General features: G+C 66.0%; 22 protein-coding genes. 7 read left to right on the top strand and 15 right to left on the bottom strand.

Annotated elements, in window-relative coordinates; translation table 11 throughout:
- Positions 1 to 2: 2 nt before the first annotated feature.
- The 13 genes from JVH1_RS17550 to JVH1_RS17490 all read right to left on the bottom strand — a co-directional run bounded on the left by JVH1_RS17550 (position 3) and on the right by JVH1_RS17490 (position 14,020).
- A complete protein-coding gene (locus JVH1_RS17550; protein WP_009476882.1) occupies positions 3 to 1,763 on the bottom strand; it encodes a carboxylesterase/lipase family protein in 1,761 nt (586 codons plus the stop codon).
- Positions 1,764 to 1,833: 70 nt separating this feature from the next.
- Positions 1,834 to 2,004, bottom strand: coding sequence for a hypothetical protein (locus tag JVH1_RS17545; protein WP_009476883.1), 171 nt, complete (start codon positions 2,002 to 2,004; stop codon positions 1,834 to 1,836).
- Positions 2,005 to 2,341: 337 nt separating this feature from the next.
- Positions 2,342 to 2,560, bottom strand: a complete 219-nt coding sequence (locus JVH1_RS17540; protein WP_009476885.1) for a DUF3263 domain-containing protein — start codon at positions 2,558 to 2,560, stop codon at positions 2,342 to 2,344.
- 170 nt (positions 2,561 to 2,730) lie between these two features.
- Entirely contained in the window at positions 2,731 to 3,675 is a 945-nt protein-coding gene (locus tag JVH1_RS17535; RefSeq protein WP_009476886.1) for a PDR/VanB family oxidoreductase, read from the bottom strand.
- Positions 3,665 to 4,867 carry an aromatic ring-hydroxylating dioxygenase subunit alpha gene (locus JVH1_RS17530; RefSeq protein WP_009476887.1) on the bottom strand — a complete coding sequence of 401 codons (1,203 nt, stop codon included), beginning with the start codon at positions 4,865 to 4,867 and terminating at the stop codon, positions 3,665 to 3,667. The genes JVH1_RS17535 and JVH1_RS17530 overlap by 11 nt, the downstream gene beginning before the upstream one ends.
- 132 nt (positions 4,868 to 4,999) lie before the next feature.
- Positions 5,000 to 5,755: a VOC family protein gene (locus JVH1_RS17525; RefSeq protein ID WP_371112996.1), complete on the bottom strand. Its 756-nt coding sequence runs from the start codon at positions 5,753 to 5,755 to the stop codon at positions 5,000 to 5,002.
- A complete protein-coding gene (locus JVH1_RS17520) occupies positions 5,752 to 6,900 on the bottom strand; it encodes a PucR family transcriptional regulator (protein WP_371112995.1) in 1,149 nt (382 codons plus the stop codon). The genes JVH1_RS17525 and JVH1_RS17520 overlap by 4 nt, the downstream gene beginning before the upstream one ends.
- Before the next feature lie 240 nt (positions 6,901 to 7,140).
- Entirely contained in the window at positions 7,141 to 8,040 is a 900-nt protein-coding gene (locus JVH1_RS17515; RefSeq protein WP_192817896.1) for a LysR family transcriptional regulator, read from the bottom strand.
- A 106-nt stretch (positions 8,041 to 8,146) separates the two neighbouring features.
- Positions 8,147 to 9,682, bottom strand: coding sequence for an APC family permease (locus JVH1_RS17510; protein ID WP_009480592.1), 1,536 nt, complete (start codon positions 9,680 to 9,682; stop codon positions 8,147 to 8,149).
- Between the two features lie 196 nt (positions 9,683 to 9,878).
- Positions 9,879 to 11,210 carry an NAD(P)/FAD-dependent oxidoreductase gene (locus JVH1_RS17505; RefSeq protein WP_043782874.1) on the bottom strand — a complete coding sequence of 444 codons (1,332 nt, stop codon included), beginning with the start codon at positions 11,208 to 11,210 and terminating at the stop codon, positions 9,879 to 9,881.
- 162 nt (positions 11,211 to 11,372) lie between these two features.
- Positions 11,373 to 12,842, bottom strand: coding sequence for an aldehyde dehydrogenase family protein (locus tag JVH1_RS17500; protein WP_009480590.1), 1,470 nt, complete (start codon positions 12,840 to 12,842; stop codon positions 11,373 to 11,375).
- A gap of 216 nt (positions 12,843 to 13,058) precedes the next feature.
- Positions 13,059 to 13,814, bottom strand: a complete 756-nt coding sequence (locus JVH1_RS17495) for a VOC family protein (protein WP_371112994.1) — start codon at positions 13,812 to 13,814, stop codon at positions 13,059 to 13,061.
- Positions 13,811 to 14,020, bottom strand: coding sequence for a hypothetical protein (locus JVH1_RS17490; protein WP_371112993.1), 210 nt, complete (start codon positions 14,018 to 14,020; stop codon positions 13,811 to 13,813). The genes JVH1_RS17495 and JVH1_RS17490 overlap by 4 nt, the downstream gene beginning before the upstream one ends.
- Positions 14,021 to 14,315: 295 nt before the next feature.
- Here JVH1_RS17490 and JVH1_RS17485 point away from each other — a divergent pair, with 295 nt between their 5' ends.
- From JVH1_RS17485 to JVH1_RS17460, 6 genes are all read left to right on the top strand, one after another.
- Complete coding sequence (locus JVH1_RS17485; protein ID WP_043780391.1) at positions 14,316 to 15,260, top strand: dihydrodipicolinate synthase family protein; 945 nt, start codon at positions 14,316 to 14,318, stop codon at positions 15,258 to 15,260.
- A gap of 5 nt (positions 15,261 to 15,265) precedes the next feature.
- Positions 15,266 to 16,945, top strand: a complete 1,680-nt coding sequence (locus JVH1_RS17480) for a tRNA-dihydrouridine synthase (RefSeq protein ID WP_009476889.1) — start codon at positions 15,266 to 15,268, stop codon at positions 16,943 to 16,945.
- Positions 16,935 to 17,687, top strand: a complete 753-nt coding sequence (locus JVH1_RS17475; RefSeq protein WP_009476890.1) for an SDR family NAD(P)-dependent oxidoreductase — start codon at positions 16,935 to 16,937, stop codon at positions 17,685 to 17,687. The genes JVH1_RS17480 and JVH1_RS17475 overlap by 11 nt, the downstream gene beginning before the upstream one ends.
- A gap of 94 nt (positions 17,688 to 17,781) precedes the next feature.
- Positions 17,782 to 19,092 carry an MFS transporter gene (locus JVH1_RS17470; RefSeq protein ID WP_009476891.1) on the top strand — a complete coding sequence of 437 codons (1,311 nt, stop codon included), beginning with the start codon at positions 17,782 to 17,784 and terminating at the stop codon, positions 19,090 to 19,092.
- Between the two features lie 108 nt (positions 19,093 to 19,200).
- Complete coding sequence (locus JVH1_RS17465; RefSeq protein WP_009476892.1) at positions 19,201 to 20,781, top strand: APC family permease; 1,581 nt, start codon at positions 19,201 to 19,203, stop codon at positions 20,779 to 20,781.
- A 91-nt stretch (positions 20,782 to 20,872) separates the two neighbouring features.
- On the top strand, positions 20,873 to 21,646 hold the full coding sequence (locus tag JVH1_RS17460) for an SDR family NAD(P)-dependent oxidoreductase (RefSeq protein ID WP_009476893.1): 774 nt from the start codon (positions 20,873 to 20,875) through the stop codon (positions 21,644 to 21,646).
- Positions 21,647 to 21,843: 197 nt separating this feature from the next.
- Here the strand turns inward: JVH1_RS17460 and JVH1_RS17455 are convergent, their stop codons facing one another.
- Positions 21,844 to 22,866: a glutamate ABC transporter substrate-binding protein gene (locus JVH1_RS17455; protein ID WP_009476894.1), complete on the bottom strand. Its 1,023-nt coding sequence runs from the start codon at positions 22,864 to 22,866 to the stop codon at positions 21,844 to 21,846.
- Positions 22,866 to 24,314 carry a hypothetical protein gene (locus JVH1_RS17450; RefSeq protein ID WP_009476895.1) on the bottom strand — a complete coding sequence of 483 codons (1,449 nt, stop codon included), beginning with the start codon at positions 24,312 to 24,314 and terminating at the stop codon, positions 22,866 to 22,868. The genes JVH1_RS17455 and JVH1_RS17450 overlap by 1 nt, the downstream gene beginning before the upstream one ends.
- Positions 24,315 to 24,397: 83 nt before the next feature.
- Between JVH1_RS17450 and JVH1_RS17445 the strand changes: the two genes are divergently transcribed.
- Positions 24,398 to 25,186 carry a hypothetical protein gene (locus JVH1_RS17445; RefSeq protein ID WP_043780427.1) on the top strand — a complete coding sequence of 263 codons (789 nt, stop codon included), beginning with the start codon at positions 24,398 to 24,400 and terminating at the stop codon, positions 25,184 to 25,186.
- Positions 25,187 to 25,234: the final 48 nt, after the last annotated feature.

Here is a 25,234-nt window from a genome sequence, read left to right as displayed (position 1 = left end):
GATCAGGACAGGTATTCGGCGCCGGTGCCCTCGGGAGCGGTGTCCTCGCAGAGGTGCGGGCCGGCATCGAACCTCATCGCTTTTCTGGCGTCGTCGTAGGTGGGCCAGCCGGGATCTCCGTGGGTTGCGAAGTCGATCCACGCTTGGTGCATCGAGTGAGTGAGGGCGCCGGGTGCGTCGTCGCCGATGAGGCCGCGGCATGCCTGTGTGGTGTCGAAGACGAAGGGGACGTCGAGGCCGTGTGCGGCGCCATGCAGTGGTGATCGCCATGCGAATTCGTAGACGTAGGTGGGGCCTGGGTGGCGGCGGGCGGCGCGTCGGCTCGGTGATCGGAACATCAGGTCCGTGTACGCGGCTGTGAGTGCATGCGCGGGGGTGACGGCCGGGTCGTGGAGACCGTGTCGTTCGAGGAGCGCTTCGGCATCGGGGTAGGTGGCGGCCAGCTCGGCTACGGCGTCAAGCGCGTCGAAGGCGGCGAACTGGTCGGCACCGAAACCGAGGTTGGCCTCCTCGAGTGTTGTGCCGATCAACAGGTCGACGCCGCGCGAATGTGTGCTCGGGACCCCGACCGGGTCGGGGAGGACGTCGTCACCCGTGGTGGGGAGGAACAGCGCACGACGGTGGCCCGGGTCGACACCGTTGCCGTCGCGCAGGTCTGGGTGGGGTTCGTTTCTGAGCAGAGCTGCCTGTGCGCGCAGCAGGTCGGAGGCAGAGAATGCTCGGAATGCTTCTGTGGTCGGGGAGGTTCCGAGCCGGGCGGCGAGTGCCTTCGTGAGTTCTTCGGTGAGCTCGAGCCGGCGGGCCATCTCGTCGTGTCCGCTCTGGACGATCGCGCGCCGGAACAGTCCGGCGGCCAGCGGGGAGTGCAGCAGGAACGCGACGGAGGTGCCGCCGGCCGATTCGCCGAAGACGGTGACGTTGTCCGGGTTCCCGCCGAACCCGGCGATGTTGTCGCGAACCCAGCGCAGTGCTGCGATCTGATCACGCAATCCGATGTTCGTGTTCGCGACCTCACCGGACAGAGCGAGGAAGCCCTCCGCCCCGAGTCGGTAATTGACGGTGACCAGGACGACGCCGTCGCGCGCGAACGAGGTGCCGTCGAAGGCGGGGGCGGCGCCCGAGCCGATCATGAACCCGCCGCCGTGGACGTAGACCATCACCGGAAGCCCACTCGTGCCGGGGTCGGGTGTCCAGACGTTGAGATTGAGGTAGTCGCCGTCTCCAGTGACCCATCCGGGCCCGATCAGCGGCGCGAGATTCGCGTGAGCGGGGTGCAATGACGGCTGGGGTGCAGTAGCGCCGTAACCGGGGGCGTTCCTGGTCCCTGCCCACCGCTCGGCAGGGCCAGGGGGTGCGAATCGGCGTTCGCCCGCTGGAGCTGCCGCGTAGGGGATTCCCAGGAATCGGGCGACCCCGTCGGTGTGGTCACCGGAGAGTCGCCCTGCCTCAGTGTTCACGGTACGGACGGTCATCGGCGACGTCCCCTTTCGTATGTGCACACCACGCTGGAGGTCTTCGGTGACCGGCGGTAGGAACGGCGTGCCGCCACCGACGACGATCGGATTGCGGAACATGCGCAGCTCGTCGACGCGGCCGAGCTCGATCGCTGCCGCGGCCAGGCCGGCGCCGCCGATCGAGACATCGTCGTCGGTCGCGTCGAGATGAGGTACGCCCTGAGGCTCGACATCGGGCTCTCCTCCGTGCTGCGGTGCTTCGCCGTTGGTGACCGATCGCGAGACGAGAACGCATCGTCGCGGCTCCACGATCGTACGACCATTGCCGGTCTCCGCGAGACGAGTGCCTGTGGGCGTTCGTCCAGCCTGCGGCCCCGGGTCAGTCGACGACAGCGCCCCCGGTGAGGTTGATCTCGGTCGCGGTCATCGTCGGGGCCCAGTCGGACGCGGCGAAGATGGCCGCGTTCGCGACCTCGGCGTAACTCGGGCGCCGTGGCAGCAGCAGACGGGAGGCGTCCGGGTCGGGCTCGTCCGGTTTCGGGGCCACCATCGCCCGTATGGCTGTGCACCAGAGAAGGAGACACCTCCATCAAGACCGAAACAGTCAGGCAGGCAGTGCGGTACGCATTGACAGTCTCCGGGTCATAGCCCGGGCGCATCCTCGCAAGACGGCGAGGGACGGCCCTCGAGGGTGGGGTTGCGGTAACAACACGGCTGGTGATCGCGAAGTTGATCTTGTGTGGACACTGATACTGCGGTCTCGGGAGCGATTTCCGGTTTCGTTGCCGCGCGCCGCGGTTGGCGGCTGATGCGATCGATTGCCTGATCGAGGGGCGCATCGGTGGGAGATTGGCCGAGGGTGAGCATGCGCCGACTCTGCGGCAGAACTAATCCGGATGCATCGGCGCGAGTTTGAGAGTGCACAACTCGTCGAGCCGGCGTCGGACGCTGTCGTTCACGCCGTGGTGACGCGTGAGGAGGCGTTGCAGTTGCCGGTAGAACGCGGTCGGGAAGACGCCGAACTCGGGCAGAATGTGTTCGTCTCCGCCTCCGAAAGGTGCCCACTTGACCGCGAAGTCGAGCATTTCGAGTTCGTCTTCGGTCATGTCGTCTCCGTCCTTTCAGTCCCGATATGCGGTGGCGGGGCCGCGCGACATCTCGCGCGACCACGCCACCGGTCATCGCCTCGAGGTAGATGCTCTTCAGGCACACGTACTCACCGAGGATGAGCGCCGCGCCGACAGCCCGACCGTCGGTAGGCGCCCGAGGAAGGGCGCTACAGGTCGAGGACCAGTCGTGGTCCGAGGGCGCGGGAGACGCAGATCAGCATCGACGTGCCTGCCTCCCGCTCGTCGTCGCCGAGGATCAGGTCGCGGTGGTCGGGCACCCCGTCGAGCACTTTCGTCTCGCAGGTACCGCACAGGCCCTCTCCGCAGGAGGTGGGGACGACGACGCCGACGTCGGCTAACGCGTCAACGATCGACTGGCCCGGCGCCACTGAGCAGACCATGCCACTGCGTTCGGCGACGACGGTGAACTCGGCTGTCGGCGCGTCGGTGACTACGCCTGAGAATCGCTCCAGGTGTAATGACCCTGCGGGCCATGGCTTGCACAACTGCTGCACGGCGTCGAGCAGGCCGGTGGGCCCGCAGCAGTAGACCTCGGTGTCCGGCCGAGGTGTGCCCAGAAGCGCGGGCAGGTCGAGGCGCCCGAGTTCGTCCTCCGGGACCAGCTGGACCCGGTCTCCGTAGCGCTGTAGCTCGCCGGTGAAGGCCATCGAGTCGCGGTTCCGTCCGCCGTAGACGAGCTTCCACTCGCGCCCGTCCCGCTCGGCCTGTCTGATCATGGCGAGGATCGGCGTGATCCCGATTCCGCCGGCGATGAACAGAGCTCGGTGCCGGGCAGCGAAGGTGAAGTTGTTGCGTGGGCCCCGCACGGGGACCTCGTCACCGACGCGCAGTCGGGTGTGCACGTGCTCGGAGCCACCGCGGCTCTGCGGCGCGCGCAGCACCGCGATCTCGTAGGCCGCATCGTCCCGGGGGTCACCGCACAGCGAGTACTGGCGCACCACACCGTTCGGCAGCAGCACGTCGATGTGCGCTCCGGGCTCCCAATCAGGCAGCGGTGTGCGATCGCGACGCTCCAAGCGCACCTGCCGCACACCCGTTGCCAGAGGGACGACGGCGGTGACCTCGAGCGGGAACTTGGGGTCACCGGTCATCGCGGCCGCCGAAGGAGATGGCTTGTGCGATGTCCCAGCGCCCGGTGAGGTAGGCGGAGGCGAGCTGGGCCTGGAAGGCGCGGACGCCGTCCTCGCGCGCGTCGAAGGGCCCGGGCCGGTACCCGTTGCTCAGCAGGCCCTGGTACACGGACTCGCAGGCCGCGAAGTCCTGGCGGTTGGTGATGTCCCAGAACCCCGCGGCGTACGAGGGGTCGAAACCCGGACGCTCGGCCACATGGCGGGGGAACAGCCAGGAGCACTCCACGAACGTCTCACCGGGAGAGAGCGGCACCAGACGGTGGGTCATCACGTAGTCCGGCTGCAGGGTGAGCAGCAGATTGGGTGCGAGCATGAAGTAGATCGTCCGACGGGCCTGCTCGTCGCTGATTCCGGCGATTCGCTCCCCGCCGCTGCGACCGTCGAGGCTCATGGTTTCGGCATTTTCGCGCAACTCCAACGGTCCGCCCAGCCACATGCCGGTGTGCCGCAGGCCCATCGCCGTCTCCGGCGGGCTGACCCGGCAGAGCTCGGGGTGGATCGAGGGGCAGTGGTAGCACTCGAGGTAGTTCTCGATCACCAATTTCCAGTTGGTCTGGAGCGTGTAGCTGTGAGACTCGCCGACGACCATGTCCGTGGGATCCCAGGGGGCGACGACATCGGTCAGATTGCCGACCCACTCCTCGAAGTCGGGGGCATCGTCGGAGGCGTTGACGAAGATCCAGCCGAACCACTCGACTGCGCGCAATCCGACAAGCGGCCATTCCTCTTTGGAGAAGTCATCTGTGCCGGTGAACTGCGTCGCGGAGCGGAGTTCGCCGTCGAGTTCATAGACCCACGCGTGGTAGGGGCAGTGCACCACCCTCTTGTTGGTGCACGAGTCCACCGCCAGCAGCTCGTGTCCCCGGTGCCGGCATGCATTGTAGAAGGCGTGGAGCGTGCCGGCACCGTCGCGGGTCAGCAGGATGCCTTGGGTCCCGACCCGGACGGCGCGCTGGTCACCTGGCTTGCCGACGTCACTGCTTCGCCCCACGCAGACCCAAGCTGCCTCCAGCAGGTGCTTACGCTCCCAGTCGAGGACCTCGGGGGACAGGTAGGCATCCGCCGGAAGCGTTCGTGCATCTGAGAGTTGTTCCTGGAGCACGGAGTCCAGCGCATTGGCGGTGAGGGGTGCGGGCGGGAGGGCGGTGGTCATGTCATCGTCTCCATCGTGGGGGAGTGCCGGATCAAGTGACAATGAACTTAATCACTAATTCAGCCCGCCAACATATGTCAGTGCACAGTTCAAGGAGTGCGTACTGTGCACGCCCACAATCGTGCTCGCAAATTACGTCCAGATCGAGGCGTACTGCGTGAGGAGGTCGTCGGAGGCCGGCGTCTGGATTCCGAAGGTGACGCCGAAGGGGTCGGCGAGCACGGCGAAGGGGCCCATGGCTGATTCGGTGGCGGGCACCCGGACCCGGGCGCCGAGGTCGCTCAGGCGGGCGACCTCGGCTTCCAGGTCGAGGACCCGGAGGAAGGGGATCCAGTGCGGGGCAACGGCGGAAGGTAGGACGTCCAGCATGTCCACGACGCCGGCCACTGGTCGGTCCGCGGATACCAGCAGGCGGTAGTTGCCGGGGCCGGGTGCGGGTTCGTCGATGACCTGGCAGGCCAGGGTCTGGGCGTAGTAGGTCGCGGCTTCTTCGGCCAGTGGTGTGTACAGATCGACGAAGGCCACGTCCCCGAGCTGTTGATCCGGTGGTCGGGGGCCGGCCGGGTCGGTGAGGGCGAACAGTGCCCCGTCGGGTGCGGAGTATGCGGGCTGGTGTCGGCCGTCGATGGGTACGGTGCCGGCCGGGTGGGCGCCGAGGTCGAGTGCCCGGCGGCCGGCGGCGGCGGGGTCTGTGGTGCCGAAGCAGGGCACCCAGCATCCGGACGGTGGTGTGGGTACGTCGTCGGCGGGTACGAACGAGATGCGTTGTCCGGGGCGGTTTCCGGCTTGTTCGTGGTTCATGGCGAGGGTGTAGAAGGCGCGGCTGGCCGGGGTGTCGCCGCCCACGAAGAGGACGGTGTCGAGGGTGATCTGGGTGTTGCCGGTCATTCTGGGCCCCGCCCGTCGAGTAGTGACGACAGGTCGGCGGCGGAGCCGAGTTCCCAGCCGGTCGTGGCGAGCCAGAAGTGTGTGCGGCTGCTCGGCGAATCGATGTCGCGCCCGGTGAGTTCCTCGATCAGTCGCAGCCGGTTGCGTAAGGTGTTGCGGTGCACGAACAGTGCCGTCGCGGTCGCGGCCGGTACGCAGTCCTCAGCGAGGTAACGGCGTAGCGTGGTCACGAGTGCGGTGCCGTTCTTCTCGTCGTACTCGAGAAGCGGCGCCAGTGCCTCGGCCGCGAGATCGCGTAGCGGCATCCCGGCCTCGATGCTGGCGATCAGGAGCGCCGTGGCCAGGTCCTGGATCCGGTGCACGTGCACACCGTGGCCTTCGGCCAAGGCGTTGCGCGCTTCGAAATACCCCAACCGAAGGCCGCGCACCCCGACGCGCGCCTTGCTCACCCCCACGCGGGCGTCCGGTCCCAGGCTGGTGAGGTGCTCGTGGCACAGTTTGGCCACGAACAGTCCGGCGCCCTCGGGGACGACCAGAATGACTCGGTCGTGCACGATGGCACGCAGGTGTGGGTCGTGGTGCTGACTCAGCAGGGTGTGCAAGTTCCACGGGTAGGAGCGGAGCCGCCGAGGCGGACAAGCGACCGACCCGACGACTACCTCGTGGGCCTTGCCGGCGTCCAAACCGTGCTCGCCGAGCCGTCGCGCGGCCTCCTGCTCACTGGACTGACCGGCGATGACGTCCTCCAGTACCTGGCCGAGCAGTTCCCGTCGTCCGCTCAAGACGGCATGTCGGCGGGACAGCTCGATGCCGGCCAGCGTCGCGGCGAACGAGAGCAGCGCCGGTGGGATGTCCTGTCCCCGCGCACACAGCACTGCGACCGGCTCGCCTTCCAACTCCACCGGCCGAAGCATGCAGCCGGCCACCAGCTCCGCGGACTGGGGAGAGGCAGCAACCAGTTCTTCTGCCGACCACTCCGCCCGCGCCGGCACGCTGACCAACACCCCACCGCGGAGATCGATCACGGCGACCGGTGCGGCCGAGAGCCCGTGAAGCGCGGTCACCAGCGCATACAGTGGCCGCTCGGCGGTCAGCGCGTCGGCCAGGACCCGGTGGTCGGCGAGGTCAGGGTCGGCCGACGTCATAGCGTGCATCCTACGCACGGGCGACGTGGGCCACGCCGGTCGATGGCGGCGCCGAATCGGTAGACGATTCCTCTACGACCTGCGGAGCGAAGCGCGGAAAGGTGCGGGCTACTCGACGTCGACACGATGGCCGCTGCGGTTGAAATCAGCTTGCCGACGACGCCACCGGAGGCGTTGTCCGCGAAGAAGAAGGGAAAGCGCTGCCACCACCGAGCACGCCGACGTCGACTTCTCGCTCGTTCAACGCGGCCCCTCTTCCGAGTACGTGGCGAGACCGGCGTCGAGAACGGCCTCGCGCAAGAACCGCAGGACCTTCCGAGTGATTTCCCAGCGCAGCTGCGCGCCCGGCAGGACCGTCCAATAGTGCCCTGTGTACGTGACCTCCTCGGGGAGGACCCGGACCAGGGACGGGCGCCTATGTGCGATGTAGGAGGGCATGACGGCAATCCCCACTCCGGCTAGTGCGGCTTCCTCATGTACCAGGAGATTGTTGGACTGCAGTCGGATGGTGTTGGGCAGATTCGGCCTGAGAGCCACGAAGTCGGGCACGGCCGCGAGCGGGTCTTCTGCGTACCAGCACAGGACGTGCTGGTGCAGGTCCTCAACCCGTCTGATCTCGGCGTGTTCTCGTAGGTAGTCCTCGGTAGCGTAGAGCCCGATCTCGTAGGTGACGAGTTCTTGGATCCTGACGCGGGGAGACGTGGGCTTGGTGCGGACCACCGCCGCGTCGTACGACACCCCGTCCCGGCTCGCGAGCGAGTCCGCGGTCACGATACGCAGGATGACCCCGCTCTCGGCGATCAGGCGACCGCAGCGCGGTGCAAGGACTGTCGCCGCGAAGCCGTCCGGGGCCAGAATGGTCCATTCCTCCGGGCCGGACACGATCGGGTCGCCGTCCGCGAACACATCGACACCGAGGGAGACCATGCGTGCCGCCGGCAGGAGACCCTCGCCCGTGGGTGTCAGCTTCCACCCAGTCCCACTTCGGCTGAAGAGTCGAGTGCCGAGCTCCTTCTCCAGCCGACTTATCCGGCGGCTGACGGTCGTGTAGTCAACTCCCAGCTCCTGGCCGGCGCGCGCTAGAGTCTTGGCTTCGGCCACGACGTGGAAGTACTTCACGTCTTCCGCATCCACTCTCATCCGGTCCCTCATGTTGATCTCATTTCGATGCGTTCGACGACTGTCGGTGTCGCGGGACCGTCGTCGAGGTACCGGAAGCCCGCCGGTCATCGTCCTCGCATGGCCTTCACCGAGGTTCCTTCTCGAGTTCGGTCGGCGTCATCGGGTCACGGTTCTTCAGGTGGGTGGGCGAGGAATGCATCTGTTGCATCTCGTGCTCGAGGGCGAGAGCGTCGGCACCGTGAGGCATGGCAGGCGCAGGGAGGCGCCAGAGCATCGGAAGCTTGTCCTGGACCACGCGCCGATACGCATAAAGCACGACCGACAACAGCAGAACGGCCACCGCGACCAGAGACTCCCGGGCGCCCCCATAACCCAGCAGTTCGGGATTCAGGACGCCGATCACGGTGATGAAGATGTTGAACGCCACCAGAACTGCCACGACAGGAATCCAGCCATTGCTCCGCCGAATCGGCCGAGGCCAGTTCGGGCGGTCCTTGCGCAGCAACAGGAATGCCGCCAGGCCCAGGATGATCGCCAGCAGGTAGCCGAGGTTGCTCGCCAGCAAGATACTCACCGGATGGCCCACCAAGACCATGACGGTCGCGTTGAGGAGCACGTCCAGGGTCAGGGACCGGCCAGGCACACCCCAACGGTTGACCCAGTCGAGTTGCTTGATGGTCATGCCCTCCTGCGCAAGCCCGAAGAGCGCGCGGCCGCCATCGGCGGTCGTGGAGATGATAGAGATCAGCAGGGCCGACGCGATCACGATCGTTCCGATCCAGGCCGCGCCGCCGAAGGCTTGGTCGAATGCCACGGCGACGTAGGTCACCGGGTTGTCCCGGACCACGCCCTCGCCGAGACCACCCGCAAGGGCGGTCGGGACGACGACGAACAGTACGATCATGAACAGCGAAATTCGCGACATGGCCCTGGATGTGTCGCGGGCGGTGTCCTTGTACTCGGGAGCGAACGAAGCAACGATCTCGCCCGCGTAGATCGTCCACGCGGTCACGTAGAACACCACAGCGACTGTTTTCCAGTCGCCGGCGACCGACCAGGACAAGTTGGCCGTCGACCATTGAATTGATGGGCTGACCAAGCACGCCGCCGTTATCACGGCTAGACCCGCGACAACCAGCAATCCGAGCACCTTGTTGACGGTGGCACCGAATTTCAGGCCGAAGTAGTTGAACGCCCAGGCGAACAGCATGGCGCCGAGGGCGAAGAGGTGCTCGAGCCCGAGGTGGTTGCCGAAGATGTCGAAGGCGAGAGTGTTGTCCTGGAACCAGGTCGCCTCGATCAACTCTCCGAAGACGACCGAGGCCATCGAGATGGACAGGGACCAGCCGAGCCAGTAGCCGAACGCGGCGATGGCTCCGAGCGGGGCGAAGTACTTCTTCCAACCCTCGATTGCATAGCGTGCGACCCCGCCGGAGTCGCGGGGGAACATTGCCGCCATCTCCGCGAAGACTTGGCACTGCAGGAAGCTGATCACCGCTCCGATGAACCAGACCGTAATTGCGGTCCACGCGCCGACGACCCCGAGAAGGTAGCCGAACGTCACAAACAATCCAACCGGCAGGGTCAGCGCCATGGCCATGCCATCGCGCCAGGTGAGCTTCTTGGCGAGTCTTCGATGGTCCATGTGGTCTTCGGTCATGTCGCGTCCTTCGTTTATTGTCCCCCGGTTGTCAGCTGGACGCGATCTCCTGGATCGGCACCATCTGGTGATCTGTATGGGCAGCAGGGCCGGGACGCCAGGCCGCCGCCGGCATCCCGGCCCTGCATGTCTAGGCCTTCACCCCTGATTTCGCGTGCATCGAACTGCGCCGAAGGGGTACACCGTGCGACCGGGCTCAGCTGGGATTCCCGGAGATCCGCGCATGAATCTCTCGATCAGCCCGGATTCCGGATTCGATTGCGCCATCGATGAACCCGTTCCATCCATTGGCGAGATCCGAACCAGCAAAGAAGACCCGGCCTTCGGGCTTTTGTAGCTCCGCGAGCAACCTCGTCGTCTGGCCCGGTCTGAACATGCACCACGTGCCGCGCGAAAACTCGTCGCTCGCCCAGTCGTGTCCAGTGGTGGCGACGACCTCCAGATCCCCGAACAGTTTGCGGAGTTCCGCGCTGACTTGGTCGACGTCGCAAGCGTTCAAATCAGCCCCCTCGGGGCCGAATGCGATAAGCAACTGGCCGTCATCGAGGACCTTGTCTGTAACGACATAGTTGATCAAGTGGTTCTCCGGAGCAACAGCGAAGAACGGCTTGGGTAAGTCCCCTCGAACGTGCACCCACGCTTTCGAACCACGGCCGGGCTGACCCTCGGAAATCCCCGCTTGTTTCGCGGCGGACAGTGCGGGGCTGAAATCAATGGCTCCGAAGGTATTCAATGGTGCGGCGACAACCACATATTTGGCCCGCAAGGTATCCCCTTGTCGAGTGGTCACGACCACACCTTCATCCGATTGTTCCACCGCGGCAACCGGAGTGCTCAGCCGTATGTCGGCCGAGGAGTCGTCCGCGATGGCCTGGATCAGAGAGCGCGTTCCGTTCTCGAGTTTGTAGCGTCCCACCGTATCGAAGACTGCATTGATATCGAAGCCGCTGAGCGCATACCAACGCAACGCGGCAACCAGGCCAACGTCACCGCACGGCGCGGAGCCCATGGCTGTCCACAAGCCGTTGGCAAGGTCTTTCTCTTCTGGGGTCAGGTCAAGTCCGTCGATCCGGTCTTGGATCGACAGCTTGTCGATCACCTCTAACGCGTCCTTTCGGTAGAAGGGCTCGAAAGGCCGCTCGAGAACCTCGCGAGCGTCCTGAACAACCATCTCCATGAGGGACTCGATAGCAGACGCGGCCTCCTCGTAGGGAACGCTCTTTCGCCGGCCTGCGGTCACCGTGGCCGCGATCTCGGGCGCGGACACTCCGATGGTTTCGACGAGCTCGAGGTTGTAGCGCGAGATTTCCGCGAACGCATGTGGCTGGAACCAATGGACCCACGTGCCTCCCAGCTCCAGTGAGTGTCCCGGCAGAGCGTCGTCCTTGTACCAGGTTCTGCCGCCAATGCGATCCCTGCCTTCCAGCACCACCACGTCGTACCCTCGGCGACTGAGTTCCCGAGAAGCGGTAATGCCGGCGAAGCCGGCTCCAATGATCACAACATCACAAGACTGATTGTTTCCCATGTCCTCATCCACTAATCACAAAGAATTCTTCGGTGACAAACCGACTTGGTCCTCTTCCGAACGAAGTAATGTCCCCGGGCTCGGGGGTTACCGTCCTCCAGTTATCTGCACGGTCGCGCGGCCTTCGAATAAGCACTCCCTCTTCCACGAAGCTGCAATTCTTTACTTGACGATGTGAATGACGCTGGTGTCGGTGAACTCCAGGAGTCCTTCCATGCCGAACTCGACGCCGAGGCCCGATTGTTTGCGTCCGCCGAAGGGAACGTCGGGCAGGACGGCGCAATGCGTATTCACCCAGACGGTTCCGCTCTCCAGGCGCTGCGCGACAGTGGTAGCCCGCTCCACGTCGGTGCCCCACACCGAGTTACCCAGGCCGTATTCGGTTCCGTTGACCCGCTCGATCACCTCGTCGAGGTCGTCGTACTTCAAGATGGCGCGGACCGGCGCGAAGGTCTCCTCGGAGACGAGCGGACTGTTGTGGTCGATGTCGCGGACGACGGTGAGTTGCACGAAATAGCCGGGGGTGTCGAACACGTCGCCGCCGGCGATGATCTTGCCGTCACGCGCTGCGATGTCGAGCGCCTTCTTGGCGGCCTCCAACTGCTTCAGGTTCTGCACCGGACCGTATTCGGTGTCCGGGTCGAGTCCGTGCCCGACCTTGGCGTCGGTGGCCAACCTGGCGAACTCATCGCAGAACTCGTCGTATTGCGACGCGTGCACGAAGATCCGCTTGATGTTGATGCAGACCTGACCGGAGTTCCAGAACGCCCACTCGAAGATGCCTTTGGCGACCTTCGCTACGTCTGCGTCGTCGAGCACGACAGCTCCGTCGTTTCCGCCCAACTCCAAGACGACTCGCTTGAGGGTCTCGGCGCTGCTGGCCATCACCTTGCGGCCCGCAGCGGTCGAACCGGTGAAGGAGATCTTGTCGACCTCCTTGTGGGCGGTCAGGTAGGGGCCGAGATCGCCGCCGTCGCCCACCACGTTGACCACTCCGGCCGGAACCAGGTCCTGGAGCATCTCACCGATCAGCATCGCGTTGAGCGGCGTGGTCGGTGCCGGTTTGATCACTATCGTGTTGCCCGCAAGCAATGCCGGCGCCACCTTGTAGATGGTCTGGAAAAATGGGAAGTTCCACGGGATGATCCCGAGCACCACGCCAATGGGCTTGCGGTGGATCTCGATCCGCGAGTTCTCGTCGTCCCGCACCACCTCGGGGTCGAGGCGCAGGTCGGCGATGTGGCGCATCCAGACGAGGGCCGAGTCGACATCGCCGTCGGCCGAGGCGGCCGGCTTGCCGGTTTCCAAGGTGATGATCCGCGAGATCTCCTCCCGTCGGGCCTCGATCCGCTGCGCGAGTTGGTGCAGGATGTGTGACCGCTCCTGCACGGTGGTGTTCTGCCACTCTCCGAAGGCGCGGGCCGCGGCCCGGTATGCCTCATCGGCCTGCTTCGCATCCGCGACGGGCGCCGTCGCGATGGCCTCACCAGTTGCCGGGTCGCGGACCGGCTGACTCGTTGCCCCTTCGACTAGTTGCCCGTCGATCAGCTGCTTGAAGGTCTGATCCGACAGGTCGACTCGGGGAACCGAAGTTTCCAGCTGGAGGGGTGCGGGCGGTGGGGCGGTGGTCATGTCGTCGTCTCCATCGTGGGGAGGGATCTGCCGTTCAGGGGCATCGTCGGTCGCACCGTGCATCGTCGAACGCGGAGTACGCAGCACCGGCTGACCGTCGATAGGTGAAGGTGATCCGCTCGGCTGGATCAAGTGACAATGAACTTAATCACTAATTCGGCCCGGCAACATATGCGCGTGCACAGTTCGGAACGAACCTTCTGTGCACACCCACACTCACTTGGTGCTTGATACGTACTCTCTGAGGAGGTCGTCGGAGGCCGGCGTCTGGATTCCGAAGGTGACGCCGAAGGGGTCGGCGAGCACGGCGAAGGGGCCCATGGCTGATTCGGTGGCGGGCACCCGGACCCGGGCGCCGAGGTCGCTCAGGCGGGCGACCTCGGCTTCCAGGTCGAGGACCCGGAGGAAGGGGATCCAGTGCGGGGCAACGGCGGAAGGTAGGACGTCCAGCATGTCCACGACGCCGGCCACTGGTCGGTCCGCGGATACCAGCAGGCGGTAGTTGCCGGGGCCGGGTGCGGGTTCGTCGATGACCTGGCAGGCCAGGGTCTGGGCGTAGTAGGTCGCGGCTTCTTCGGCCAGTGGTGTGTACAGATCGACGAAGGCCACGTCCCCGAGCTGTTGATCCGGTGGTCGGGGGCCGGCCGGGTCGGTGAGGGCGAACAGTGCCCCGTCGGATGCGGAGTATGCGGGCTGGTGTCGGCCGTCGATGGGTACGGTGCCGGCCGGGTGGGCGCCGAGGTCGAGTGCCCGGCGGCCGGCGGCGGCGGGGTCTGTGGTGCCGAAGCAGGGCACCCAGCATCCGGACGGTGGTGTGGGTACGTCGTCGGCGGGTACGAACGAGATGCGTTGTCCGGGGCGGTTTCCGGCTTGTTCGTGGTTCATGGCGAGGGTGTAGAAGGCGCGGCTGGCCGGGGTGTCGCCGCCCACGAAGAGGACGGTGTCGAGGGTGATCTGGGTGTTGCCGGTCATTCTGGGCCCCGCCCGTCGAGTAGTGACGACAGGTCGGCGGCGGAGCCGAGTTCCCAGCCGGTCGTGGCGAGCCAGAAGTGTGTGCGGCTGCCCGGCCCGCTGCACAAGGTCCTGCGGTGCACGAACAGTGCCGTCGTAGTTGCCACCGGTGCGCAGTTTTCGGCCGGATAGCGGTGGTCGGCGAGGGCAGGGTCGGCCGACGTCATAGCGAGCATCCTACGCACGGTGCGTCCGGCTGATGCGGGTGACGCGGCGCGATCCGGCCTGGCGATGGGTGACCCCGCGCTCGGTTGTGGTGAATGGCTTTGCAGCACTGGAGTAATCGGCGCATCCGGGAGCCGAGAAAGGCCCTCGGTTGGATCCGGAACACGAAGGCGCGGACCCGGAACCCGTCTGACCTGCGATTTCTGCACGAATGCATGTTGCTCTGCAGGACTGTCTCTTGTCTGTCACCCGCGCTCGTTCCTACCTTGCTTCTAACCGCATCAGAAAGGGGACATCATGGTCCAGAGCGATTCAGTCTCGTCGGTTCGTGGTCTTATTCCAGCCCACCTCACCCCAATGTCGAGGGGCGGAGCGATTCACTGGGATGCACTCACCACTCACCTCCGGTGGCTTTCGGCAATACCAGGAGTCGAGTGGATCACCACCACTGCCCACGCCTCGGAGGTCGCGACCCTGACCACCGAGGAACGGCAGCGCATGATCGCACACGCCGTCTCGGTGGTTCCGGAATCCATTGGTGTGGTTGCCGGCGTCTACGACGACGGCAGCGCCCGGGCCGCTGCCGAGGCGCGACGTTCGGTCGAGTCCGGAGCGAAGGCGCTCTTGGTGTTCCCCTCGGGTGTCTTCGCCGGAGGTTCGCAGCGACGCTCGGAATCCCAGCGTTCCCACTATGAAGCGGTCGCTGAGGCCGTGGACGTGCCCCTGATCATCTTCAAGTATCCGGTCGGCAACCCTCTCACGCTGCCGCTCGAGACCACCCTGGAAATCTGTCAGACCATCCCGACCGTGGCGGCCATCAAGGAGTGGTCCTACGACATCGTCGAGTACGAGGACACGTGGCGGGCGATCAAGGCCGACGCTCCCCACGTCTCGGTCCTGAGCAGCTTCAGCCGCGCCCTCTTTGCGTCCCTTCTGGTGGGCAGCGACGGTGTGCTGAGCGGTCACGGCAGTATCGTCGCGGATCTGCAGAGTGAACTCCTTGCCGCAATGCAGGCCGGGGACCTGAACGGGGCGCGGAAGGCCTGGGATCGCATCTACCCCCTAGCCGTTGCCTGCTACGCCGATCCCTTCTTCGACCAGCACAATCGAATGAAGGCGGCCCTGGGCATCCTGGGCCGGATCCCGCGCGACGCCACGTATGTGCGGCGCCCTTTGGTGGAGGTCGACGACGCTGAGCTCGCCACTCTCGAGGCCGCCTGCATCAGTGCCGGGCTCGTGTAACGCGTATGTCCTACGCCCACCTCTTCAGTCCGAGCGCGATCGGCGGCGTCGAGATTCGCAACCGGGTCGTCCTGCCCAGCATGACTACTCGGCTCGCCACCCCCTCCGGGGAGGTCACGCCGGAGCTCGTGAGTTACTACCAGGAGCGGGCCAGGGGTGGCTGCGGTCTCGTGATCGTGGAGATGGCCTCGCCGCAGCGTCGTGGTCGGCACCGAGGGCGCGAGCTGGGCATCGACTCGGACGAGTACATACCCGGGTTGCGTTCCCTCGCCGCGGCCATCCACGAGCAGGGTGCCCGGGCCGGGATCCAGCTCGGCCACGGCGGCGCGCGGGCGCTCCCGAGGGAACTCGGCGGGCGCCCCCTGGCCGCGACTGCGGGGCCGGTACCGGTGTTCGAGACGGCACGCTTTGTGAACTTTCCCGAGCTCTTCGACGAGGACTCTCTGGAGCAGCTCGTGGTGGATCACGTCGACGCGGCCAGACGGGCGGCGGAGGCGGGGTTCGACATGATCGAGCTTCACGGTGCCCATGGATACCTCCTGGCGCAGCTGATCAGCGCCGACGAGAATCGGGTGCTGCCGGACGCTGCGGCCCGGTACGCCTTCCTCGCGTCATTGGTGCGCCGCATCGTCGACGCTGTCGGAATTCCCCTGAGCTATCGCCTCAGCGGTCAGGACTACTACTCCGCCGGACAAACCTTGGACGACTCGCTCGCGTTCCTTTCCTACCTCGAGGACGCCGGCATCTCCGCCGTCTCGGTGACCGGTGGGCACTACAAGTCCGTCGATCCCGAGATCATGATTCCGCCGATGCCGTACGAGGACGGCGTGTTCCTCGACGCGGCGCGCGTGGTCAAGGCACGCACGCGCCTGCCCGTCATCGCGGTCGGGCGGGTGAACACCCCGGCGGTGGCCGAGGACGCACTCGTACAGGGGTGGGCGGACTTTGTCGCGGTGGGGCGCGGCCAGATCGCCGATCCCCACTGGGCGCGCAAGACGCAGCAACAGCAGCAAGTACGAGAGTGCTTGGCGTGCAATCACTGTGTACGGACCATGCGCTCGGGTAAACAGCTGGCCTGCGCGGTGAACCCCACCGTGACGACCACGGATCGGCCTGACGCCGGAACCGCTGCGCAGCGTCGACTCGTGTTCGGTGCCGGGCCGGCCGGCCTGACCTATGCAGTGGAATCCGCACGAGCAGGACACGAGGTGTACGTCATCGCCCGGGATCGCACCTGGAAGGCGGCGGCAGCGCCCACCTTCAACGGCTACCGGCCGGATCGACAGCGGATGCACCGCTACTTCGACGGTCTGTGGAAGGAGGCCATCGACGCCGGCGTTCACATCTCGGCGGAGGGGGAGCGGGAACCGCCGCCCGAATGGCGTACCGGCGTCGACGTCGTCGCTGACGCCAGGGGCGCCACGTACGTGGGCAACCTCGGTCCCCTCGTCCGCATCCTCATCCGAGTCCTGTCCCGCGTACCCCTGCCGAAACGGCTGATGAAGAGCGACCGGCTCCATCACATATTGCTCTATGACCTCCGCAATCCGCGGATGAAGGAGCCGACCCGCATCCCAGGGGCTCGCACCATCAAGATCGGCGATGCGGCACAGCCGGGTGAGCTGGCCGCCGCCGTGCACGACGCATACATCCAAGCTTGGAAGGAACACAGTGATGACCAGTAACCCGCTGCGATGCATCGTCACCGGGGGCAGCCAAGGCATCGGCGAGGCCATCGTCGAGAAACTTCTGTCAGATGGAGCCGCTGTGGCGGTAATCGACCGGCAGGAGCCCAATGCCCGACTGAAGGGCCGGGTAGCTTTCGCCGAGTGCGACGTGAGCGATTCCGTTGCCATGGAGAACGCAGCCCTGGCGCTGACCGATGCGCTGGGAGGGCCCCCCGACACGGTGGTCGCCAACGCCGGAAGGTGCGTATCCGGTCGGTTAGCGAGCGACCCGGTCGACAACCTCGTGAACCACTTTCAGATCAACACCTTGGGTGTGCTCAACACCTTCCGCCCGCACATCTCCCACATGCGTGCGAACGGGGGTGGTTCGCTGATCGCAATAACCTCCAACTGCGCGCACAAGCCCCGCCTCGACCTCGGCGCCTACTGCGCTACCAAGGCCGCCACCAAAATGATGGTCGAATGCCTCGCACTCGAGCTCTCGGCAGAGGGAATCCGCGTCAACGCTGTCGCTCCGGGATCCTGCGACACCGAGATGCAGCGTCGGCAGTGGGAGGAGCTCGGTGTTCCGAATGATCGACAGGTCGTCGGCGACCTGAAGTCCTATCGGTCCGGCATCCCGGCAGGCAGGCTGGCGACGCCGAACGACATCGCGCAGGCGGTCGGCTTCCTCGCCTCACCGGCTGCCGAATTCGTTCGAGGTGTGACCTTGGTCGTCGACGGAGCGCAGTCACTCTGAATCAGCACGACGACGACGCGCATCGTCGATCGTTTTTCAGGGAACCACCGAGTGCACCCGAACCGGGTCCTCCCAACATCTCGGAGAGTTCGTCATGACCGACACCCAGGACCCCACGGCGAACTCCGCATCGGCGCCGCAACACGCAGGAGTCTCCCCGCCGGCCACCCGCAGGGCGATGCTCGGCCTCGGTCTGGGCAACACCCTCGAATGGTACGACTGGATGATCTTCGGCCTCCTCGCCGCGTTCATTGGGCCGCAGTTCTTCCCGTCGCAGGACCCGGTGTCGTCCACCCTCGACGCGCTGGCCGTCTTCGCGGTCGGGTTCTGCGTCCGGCCGTTGGGCGGAGTCCTGCTCGGCAACGTCGCCGACCGCGTCGGCCGTCGCCGCGTAATGCTCTGGTCGGTCGGCATCATGGCGGCCACCACCTCGAGCATCGCGCTACTGCCGTCCCACGACTCGATCGGCGTGTGGGCGGGGATCCTCCTGCTGGCATGCCGGCTGCTACAGGGCCTGTCCACCGGCGTCGAGGCACCGCTGTCCACGGCGTACGCCGTGGAACTGATGCCCGCCGGACACGAGGGTAGGGCGGCCGGCTACATCAGCTTCTTCCAGAACTTCGGCATCCTGCTCGCCTCGCTGGTCAGCTTCGCGACCAGCTACATCATCGGCGGCGACGCCATGTCGACGTGGGGCTGGCGGGTCCCGATGCTGGCCGGCGCCGCGATGAGCTTCTTCGTGCTCTACCTGCGGCGGGCTCTCCCCGAGACGCTGTCAGCGGAGGAGAAGGCCGAACACACATCGGGCACGTGGGAGGGCGTCCGACGACATTGGCTCGGCCTGGCCGCGATCATCTTCGTCGTCGGTGCCGCGCAGGCCTACAACTACGCGTGGAACGTCGGCCTGCCCAGCCTGGCCCGCGGCACCTACGGCGAGAACCCGACCACGATCTTCGCCGTCACCAGCGCGCTCGGCGTGATCATGCTGATCGGGTCGATCGTCACCGGCCGGGTCGCCGACCGGGTGCGCCTGTCCCGGGCATTCGTGGTCACCCGCCTCGCGGTCGTCCCCGGCATCTTCCTGATGCTGTTGTACGCCGGCCCTGGCTTGCGCACCTTCACGGTGGTCCTGCTGCTCGGTGGAGTACTGCTGGCGGCGAACATGACGCTCTACAACGTCGTGTCCACGTCGCTGATGCCCAAGTACTGCCGGGCGACCGGCACCGGGCTGGGCTACGGCGTCGCCGTCGCAGCCTTCGGTGGCACCGCGTCCTATCTGATCGTCTGGCTGCAGAGCCGTAGCTTGTTGTGGACCTTCCCCGTCTACACCGCTGTTCTGTCGGTCATCAGCGTTGTCTTGTACGTCGCGGCCCGTCGCCACAGCGGCACATTCGCTGGAGATTGAGCACCAACGCGATGAACATGAGGACCCTCAGCCATCCGGGCTCCTGTCGGGTCTGCGCACCGTTACCAGTCTCGAGAATGCAGTGACCAAACATGAAGGAGCACAAGGATGAACGACAGTGTCGACCATCATCGACTCGCCAAGACCCTGACCTGGCGCGATGGAATGGCCCTTGCGCTTGCCCTACCCACTGGGTTGTTCGTGACGTTCGGCTACCTTCTCGGGGTCGTCGGCGCGTGGACCGCAATTACGGTCTGGTTCTGCGGTGCTGTCATCAGCTACCTCCAGTGCCGGGTATTCGCGGAGATGGCATCGATGTTTCCGCGTGACTCCGGGGGCGTCGCACGCTATGCAATCGAGGGTTGGAAGAAGTACTTCGCCCCGCTCGGAGCCATCGCCGCGTTCGGCTACTGGCTCGGCTGGTCCCTGACCATCTCCATGGCGGCGGTGGTCTTCGGTGAATTGATCGAGGCGACCTGGTTCCAGGACAACACTCTCGCCTTCGACATCTTCGGCAACCACCTCGGGCTCGAGCACCTCTTCGCCCTCGGCGCCATGCTGTTCGCCTGGGCGTTCAATTACTTCGGCCTGAAGTTCGGTGCGGCGGTCAACAAGGTGCTCGGCCTGCTCGTGATCGTGGGTCTCATCGTGGTGTCGGTGGCGTGCCTGGTCAGCCCGTCGATCCAGTGGTCGACGAGTAACCTGTCGTGGTCGGTCACGGGAGACTGGAAAACAGTCGCTGTGGTGTTCTACGTGACCGCGTGGGCGGTCTACGCGGGCGAGATCGTTGCTTCGTTCGCTCCCGAGTACAAGGACACATCCCGCGACACATCCAAGGCCATGTCGCGAATTTCGCTGTTCATGATCGTGCTGTTCGTCGTTGTACCGACTGCTCTTTCGGGCGGTCTCGGTGAGGGAACGATCCGGGACAACCCGGTGACCTATGTCGCCGTGGCATTCGGCCAAGCCTTCGGCGGTGCGTCGTGGATCGGAACGATCGTGATTGCGTTTTCGCTGCTGGTCGGGATCATCTCCACGACCGCCGATGGCGGCCGGGCGCTCTTCGGGCTTGCGCAGGAGGGCATGACCGTCAAGCAACTCGACTGGGTCAACCGTTGGGGTGTGCCTGGCCGGTCCCTGACCCTGGACGTGCTCCTCAACGCGACCGTCATGGTCTTGGTGGGCCATCCGGTGAGTATCTTGCTGGCGAGCAACCTCGGCTACCTGCTGTCGATCATCTTGGGACTGTCGGCATTCCTGTTGCTGCGCAAGGACCGCCCGAACTGGCCTCGGCCGATTCGGCGGAGCAATGGCTGGATTCCTGTCGTGGCAGTTCTGGTGGCGTTCAACATTTTCATCACCGTGGTCGGTGTTTCGAATCCCTCCCTGCTGGGCTACGGGGGCACCCGGGAGTCTGTGATCGCCGTGTGCATCCTGCTGGTGTCCGTTGCGCTCTATGCCTATCGACGCGTCGTCCAGGACAAGGTTCCACTGGTCTGGAGGCTTCCCGCTCCGGCGATGCCCCAGGGTGCCGACGCTGTGGCCCTCGAGCGCGAAATGCGCGCGACTACGGGTGCTACGACCATCCACGACGGGTTAGTCGACAACGCTGACGGACTCTCCAACGCTCGACGGGAACAGGCATCGAGCGCGCGGCCGGTTCGGGTATCAGCAGACCACGACGACTGATCGGCGCAGCCTATTTCGCGGCTGACCGTTGATACGACAGGAACGATGCGGCCTGCGCCGTATTCGTCCGCGAGAGGAAGGGAGAGCAACTGTGAAGAACTCGGAAACCGGTGTGGGCCGCCGCGCCATTGTCACCGGAGGCACCAAGGGGATCGGCTACGCCTGCGCAGAGCTATTTGCGCGGCGGGGCTACCGGGTGCTGATCTGCTCACGCAATACAACCCAGGTCGATGCGGTGGCTGCGGAGCTGAACCAGCACACCGGTGGTCAAGTTGCCGGAATGGCTGCCGATCTGGCGGATCCGGACGTGGGCAACAGCATTGTCGATCGGTGCCTCGATCTGTTCGGCGGGGTCGATTATCTCGTCAACAATGCCGGCATCTATGAGCCGATTGCCATGGTCGACATGACGGCCGAAGGATGGGACACCACTTTGCACAACAACTTGCGCGGTGCGGCACTCGCCTCCGCCGCGGCTGCGCGTTCCATGCGGTCCACCGGCGGCGGATCGATCGTCAACATCGCCTCGGTCAACGCGCTGGCGGCGGAAGCGAACTTCGCGCCCTACAACGCCTCGAAAGCCGGGCTGATATCTCTGACGCAGACCAGCGCCATCGAGTGGGCCGATGAAAACATCAGGGTCAACTGCGTTGCGCCCGGCTGCATACGAACATCGATGGTTGATCCATTGGTCGCCGACCTGTCCGATGAGGTCATCGCACGGTACGTACCGATGCGCCGATTCGGTACGCCCGAGGAGATCGCATCAGTGGTGGCCTTCCTCGTCTCCGACGATGCTAGTTACATCACGGGGCAAACCATCGTGGTCGATGGCGGCACACTGACCCGCCAGCCGATGCTGTAGGGAATTGGGCCGCCCGGCGCACACCGCGACGCCGTGGGTCGGCTCATCACGACAAGCCGAGAAGCGGCGGCAGGAGAGATCACTGGCTATCGAGTGGATCACCGAGATCGGTGCGCGCGGCAGCACTGCCATCAGCGGTCGGCATGCTCAGTGTCGCAACAACTTTCGAACACCGTCCGATGTCCTCTCGCTGCCCCTCAATCTCGATAGGTCGCCGGGGGTGGGCCTGCGATCGGCCCGAGGGGGGCGGCGAGCCACCGGTCGTACAGGCGCATCCAGGTTCCGTCGGCGCGTATGCGTTCGAGGGTGCCGTTGACGAACCGCACCAGGTCGTCCCTGCTCTTGTTGACACCGATCGCCCAGTGCTCTTCTGCCTCCAGTCGTGGCCCCACGATCTGAAAATGCGGGTCCTGGGACACGAGCCCGGCCAGGATCGAGTCGGACGTGCTGGTCGCGTCGGCCTGCCGTTTCTGCATGGTGACGAGGCAGTCGTCCCAATCGGGGACCGCGACGATCGTGGCATCCGGCGCGACCCGCTGGACGGTGCCGAGCGACGTGGTGTCGATGAAGGTGCAGACCCGTTTTCCGGCCAGGTCCGCCGGGCCGGTGATGTCGGAACCCAGCGGGACCAGGATACGTTGGAAGGCGCGGACGTACTCGGTGGAGAAGGCGACGCGTTGGGCGCGTTCGCAGGTGATGGAGAAGCCATGGACGACGACGTCGACGTCGTTGTTCTCGAGTGCGGAGAACCGGCCGGAGGAGGTGAGCAGCCGGAACTCGACCCTGGTCGGATCGCCGAAGATGTCCCGGGCGATCTCCTTCGCCAGGTCGACGTCGAACCCCTGCAGAGTGCCCGAGGTCGGGTCTCGGAAGCTGAACAGGTTGGTGTTCTGGTCGACGCCGACGATCAACCGGCCGCGTGCGGCGATCGCGGCGAGTGACCCACCGGGCGGCATCTGCCCGGGCGGGGGCTGCGGGCCGGGTCGCAGGCTCGCGAGCGCCCCGCACGACTCGGGGAGCGGCGGCTCCGGCGGCGGACTGTTGGTGGGCGGGACGATCTGTGCGCCGCCCGTCATCGGACGTGCGGTGTACGTAGCCGCGATGGTCGGGGTGAGAGGATCGGGTGCGGCGCAGCCGGCGAGGACGGCGACCGCGAGAACGCCGACGAGGTGCCGGGCGCACGGTCTCGCCCCCGGTCTGGAAAGCCTCACCTGTGTCATCAGTGGTACTCGTTCAGTCGCGGCCAGATACCCCCGCCGACGGCGAATCCGCAGGACACGCCGATAATCATGCTACCGACTGCCAGCGACGACATCGATCGGTAGACGTCCGTCACGGCGTTGGCCTCGTCGTCGCGCAGTCGGTCGATCGCGTTCCGGAGGGACTCGTCCAGGGCGGCGAACTGCGCCGACGACGTGCGCGAGCCGGATCCGGCGGCGATCGCCGCGGCCGTCGGGTAGTCACCGCGCTCGAGGGCGATCTCGATGTCCCGGTGCGCGGCCAGCCAGCCGTCGCGGGCCGTCACGGCCTCGCGGAGTTGTTGCTCGGCGGCGCGACCGTGCGAGCTCTCCAGCTGTCGGGTGAGCTCGTCGGACAGCGCCTGGGAGTGCCGCGCGTAGTCGATTCCCGACTGGGTGTCGGACCCGCGTTGCAGAATGGCGAGCGTTTCGTCGGCGCGGGCCTGCTGCGCCAGGATGCGAGCGCGCGCAACTGCGTTGATGGGTTGCGTACCTTCGGTTCTCGCGTGTTCGCTTGCCGACGTCGACACCAGGCTCCCGGCGATCAGCCACAGCAGGAGTCCGGCCAGGAGCAGGGTGGCGACAGCGAGGCCGGGGTTGAATCGGCGCTTGCTCTTCCGGATGAGGTACAGCTGGGCGAGGGCGAGGGCGAAAAGTGCGGCCGCGGTCACCGTGAAGGCGGCCGCGGGCAGCTGGGCCGTGTGCGTCTGGGTGTCGGCGACCGCCTCGGCCTGGCGGACGTAGAGTCGCTCCGCCAACGGGAGGATGGTGTCCTGCATGAGCGCGGACCCATCGGCCAGATACGCCACCCCGACCGGGTTCCCGGCCCGGTCGTTGGCCTGAGCCGTCGCGACGAGATTGAAGTACTCGGCGAGGTTGCGCACGACGTCCGACAACAGCGCCAGCGATCCGGCGTCCTGCGACGACACCCCATTGGTCGCCGTGACCAGCGCGTTCGAGGCGTCTCCGATCGCCTGGGTGAACTGCTCCGCGCCGGTCGTCGACTCGGCACCACCGCCACCTGAGACGAAGGACGTGGTCGCTGCGGCGTCGGCGATCGACAGCGAGCTGTAGAGGGCCTGGGCTGCGTTTGCCAGGGGCTCGGTGTGGGTGCGCAGTGTCTCGACCCGCTGTTGCCGCGCGCCGACCGCCGCCGAGGTGATCGCGCCCGCGGCGATGACCGCGGCGATGAGCGCGATCCCCAGCACGGTCAGCCGTCCGGGCGTGGATGCGAAGAATTCGACCCACGGGCGGCGGCGGGCCGCGGGCTCGACGAGGAGGTCCTCGTCGAGCGTGGGGGCTTCGGTGACGGCGTGCTCGCCGCGGTGGAACATCCGGTCCTCCTGCACCGCCTCCGCGGTTCCGGTAAGAGCACCGATCCGGGCCGCGTGGCTGAGTTCAGTGTGCACCGACGGTGCCGACCGGCGCACCGACTCGGGAGACAGACACCGCAGGAACCGGATATCCGGTGATCGGGGCGGCTGAGCCGGGTGGAATCGGGTACTCGCACGGAATGAAGAGGTGGGTGTGCCGCGCCGCGCTGTCGCTGTTGGTCGCGGGCCTCGTCGCGTCCGCGTCCGGAGTGACGGCCCACTCGGCCCCGACGCCCGACAGGATCGACGACGTGCCGGGGCGGACGGCGCTGTCGTTCACGCACACCCCGAGCGGAACCCGCGTCGGGACGGCGAATCAGGGGGAGGCCCGGCCGGGTTTGTCGATCGTGAAGCTGTATGTAGCCGACTACATGCTCCGGCACGGCGACGGCTCTCCCGAGGACCTCGCGCTCGGACAGCGGATGATCCGCGACAGCGACGATTCCGCCGCCTCGCAGGCGTACGCCAAGTACCCGCAGTCGATCGATGCGATCGCCGCCGAGTATCGGCTGACCGGTACGCGCGGCTCCGGATTCTGGGGCGATGCGGTTACCAGCACCGCGGACACCGTGACGTTCCTCGAGGCGAAGAAGACCACCGATCCGGACAGCCGCATTCTGGAGTGGATGGCCACCGCGGCCCCCGTCGCCGCCGACGGAACCCATCAGAACTGGGGTACCGGGCGGCTGCCGTCGGTGACCGGAACCAAGTGGGGGTGGTCGGACCTGGGGCCCAGTGTTGTCGCGTCCGCGTCGTTCGGGCCCGATTTCTCGGTAGCGGCCAACACGTACGGCACTGCCGACCAGCACACCGGTGACGTTCTCGGTGCCTTCGCGGAGGATCCGGCGTCACCACCACCGCCGGTGGCGCAGGATCCCATCCAGGAGTTGATCGACCGGTTCGTGCCCCTGTTGATCACGCCACGATGATCGACATCCCGACGTGCCGGAGGAACAGCCCTGACCCGGTTGGTGGGG

Source organism: Rhodococcus sp. JVH1 (assembly GCF_000280725.2).
In the GTDB taxonomy this organism is placed as follows: domain Bacteria; phylum Actinomycetota; class Actinomycetes; order Mycobacteriales; family Mycobacteriaceae; genus Rhodococcus_F; species Rhodococcus_F jostii_A.
This window is presented reverse-complemented; position numbering and strand designations above follow the sequence as displayed.

Bases quoted from the DNA above. Each gene is read 5' to 3' on its own strand.
- JVH1_RS17545 (WP_009476883.1), bottom strand. From the start codon at position 2,004: ATGGTGGCCCCGAAACCGGACGAGCCCGACCCGGACGCCTCCCGTCTG.
- JVH1_RS17540 (WP_009476885.1), bottom strand. From the start codon at position 2,560: ATGACCGAAGACGAACTCGAAATGCTCGACTTCGCGGTCAAGTGGGCA.
- JVH1_RS17535 (WP_009476886.1), bottom strand. From the start codon at position 3,675: ATGACCGGTGACCCCAAGTTCCCGCTCGAGGTCACCGCCGTCGTCCCT.
- JVH1_RS17530 (WP_009476887.1), bottom strand. From the start codon at position 4,867: ATGACCACCGCCCTCCCGCCCGCACCCCTCACCGCCAATGCGCTGGAC.
- JVH1_RS17525 (WP_371112996.1), bottom strand. From the start codon at position 5,755: ATGACCGGCAACACCCAGATCACCCTCGACACCGTCCTCTTCGTGGGC.
- JVH1_RS17520 (WP_371112995.1), bottom strand. From the start codon at position 6,900: ATGACGTCGGCCGACCCTGACCTCGCCGACCACCGGGTCCTGGCCGAC.
- JVH1_RS17515 (WP_192817896.1), bottom strand. From the start codon at position 8,040: ATGAGAGTGGATGCGGAAGACGTGAAGTACTTCCACGTCGTGGCCGAA.
- JVH1_RS17510 (WP_009480592.1), bottom strand. From the start codon at position 9,682: ATGACCGAAGACCACATGGACCATCGAAGACTCGCCAAGAAGCTCACC.
- JVH1_RS17505 (WP_043782874.1), bottom strand. From the start codon at position 11,210: ATGGGAAACAATCAGTCTTGTGATGTTGTGATCATTGGAGCCGGCTTC.
- JVH1_RS17500 (WP_009480590.1), bottom strand. From the start codon at position 12,842: ATGACCACCGCCCCACCGCCCGCACCCCTCCAGCTGGAAACTTCGGTT.
- JVH1_RS17495 (WP_371112994.1), bottom strand. From the start codon at position 13,814: ATGACCGGCAACACCCAGATCACCCTCGACACCGTCCTCTTCGTGGGC.
- JVH1_RS17490 (WP_371112993.1), bottom strand. From the start codon at position 14,020: ATGACGTCGGCCGACCCTGCCCTCGCCGACCACCGCTATCCGGCCGAA.
- JVH1_RS17485 (WP_043780391.1), top strand. From the start codon at position 14,316: ATGGTCCAGAGCGATTCAGTCTCGTCGGTTCGTGGTCTTATTCCAGCC.
- JVH1_RS17480 (WP_009476889.1), top strand. From the start codon at position 15,266: ATGTCCTACGCCCACCTCTTCAGTCCGAGCGCGATCGGCGGCGTCGAG.
- JVH1_RS17475 (WP_009476890.1), top strand. From the start codon at position 16,935: ATGACCAGTAACCCGCTGCGATGCATCGTCACCGGGGGCAGCCAAGGC.
- JVH1_RS17470 (WP_009476891.1), top strand. From the start codon at position 17,782: ATGACCGACACCCAGGACCCCACGGCGAACTCCGCATCGGCGCCGCAA.
- JVH1_RS17465 (WP_009476892.1), top strand. From the start codon at position 19,201: ATGAACGACAGTGTCGACCATCATCGACTCGCCAAGACCCTGACCTGG.
- JVH1_RS17455 (WP_009476894.1), bottom strand. From the start codon at position 22,866: ATGACACAGGTGAGGCTTTCCAGACCGGGGGCGAGACCGTGCGCCCGG.
- JVH1_RS17445 (WP_043780427.1), top strand. From the start codon at position 24,398: ATGAAGAGGTGGGTGTGCCGCGCCGCGCTGTCGCTGTTGGTCGCGGGC.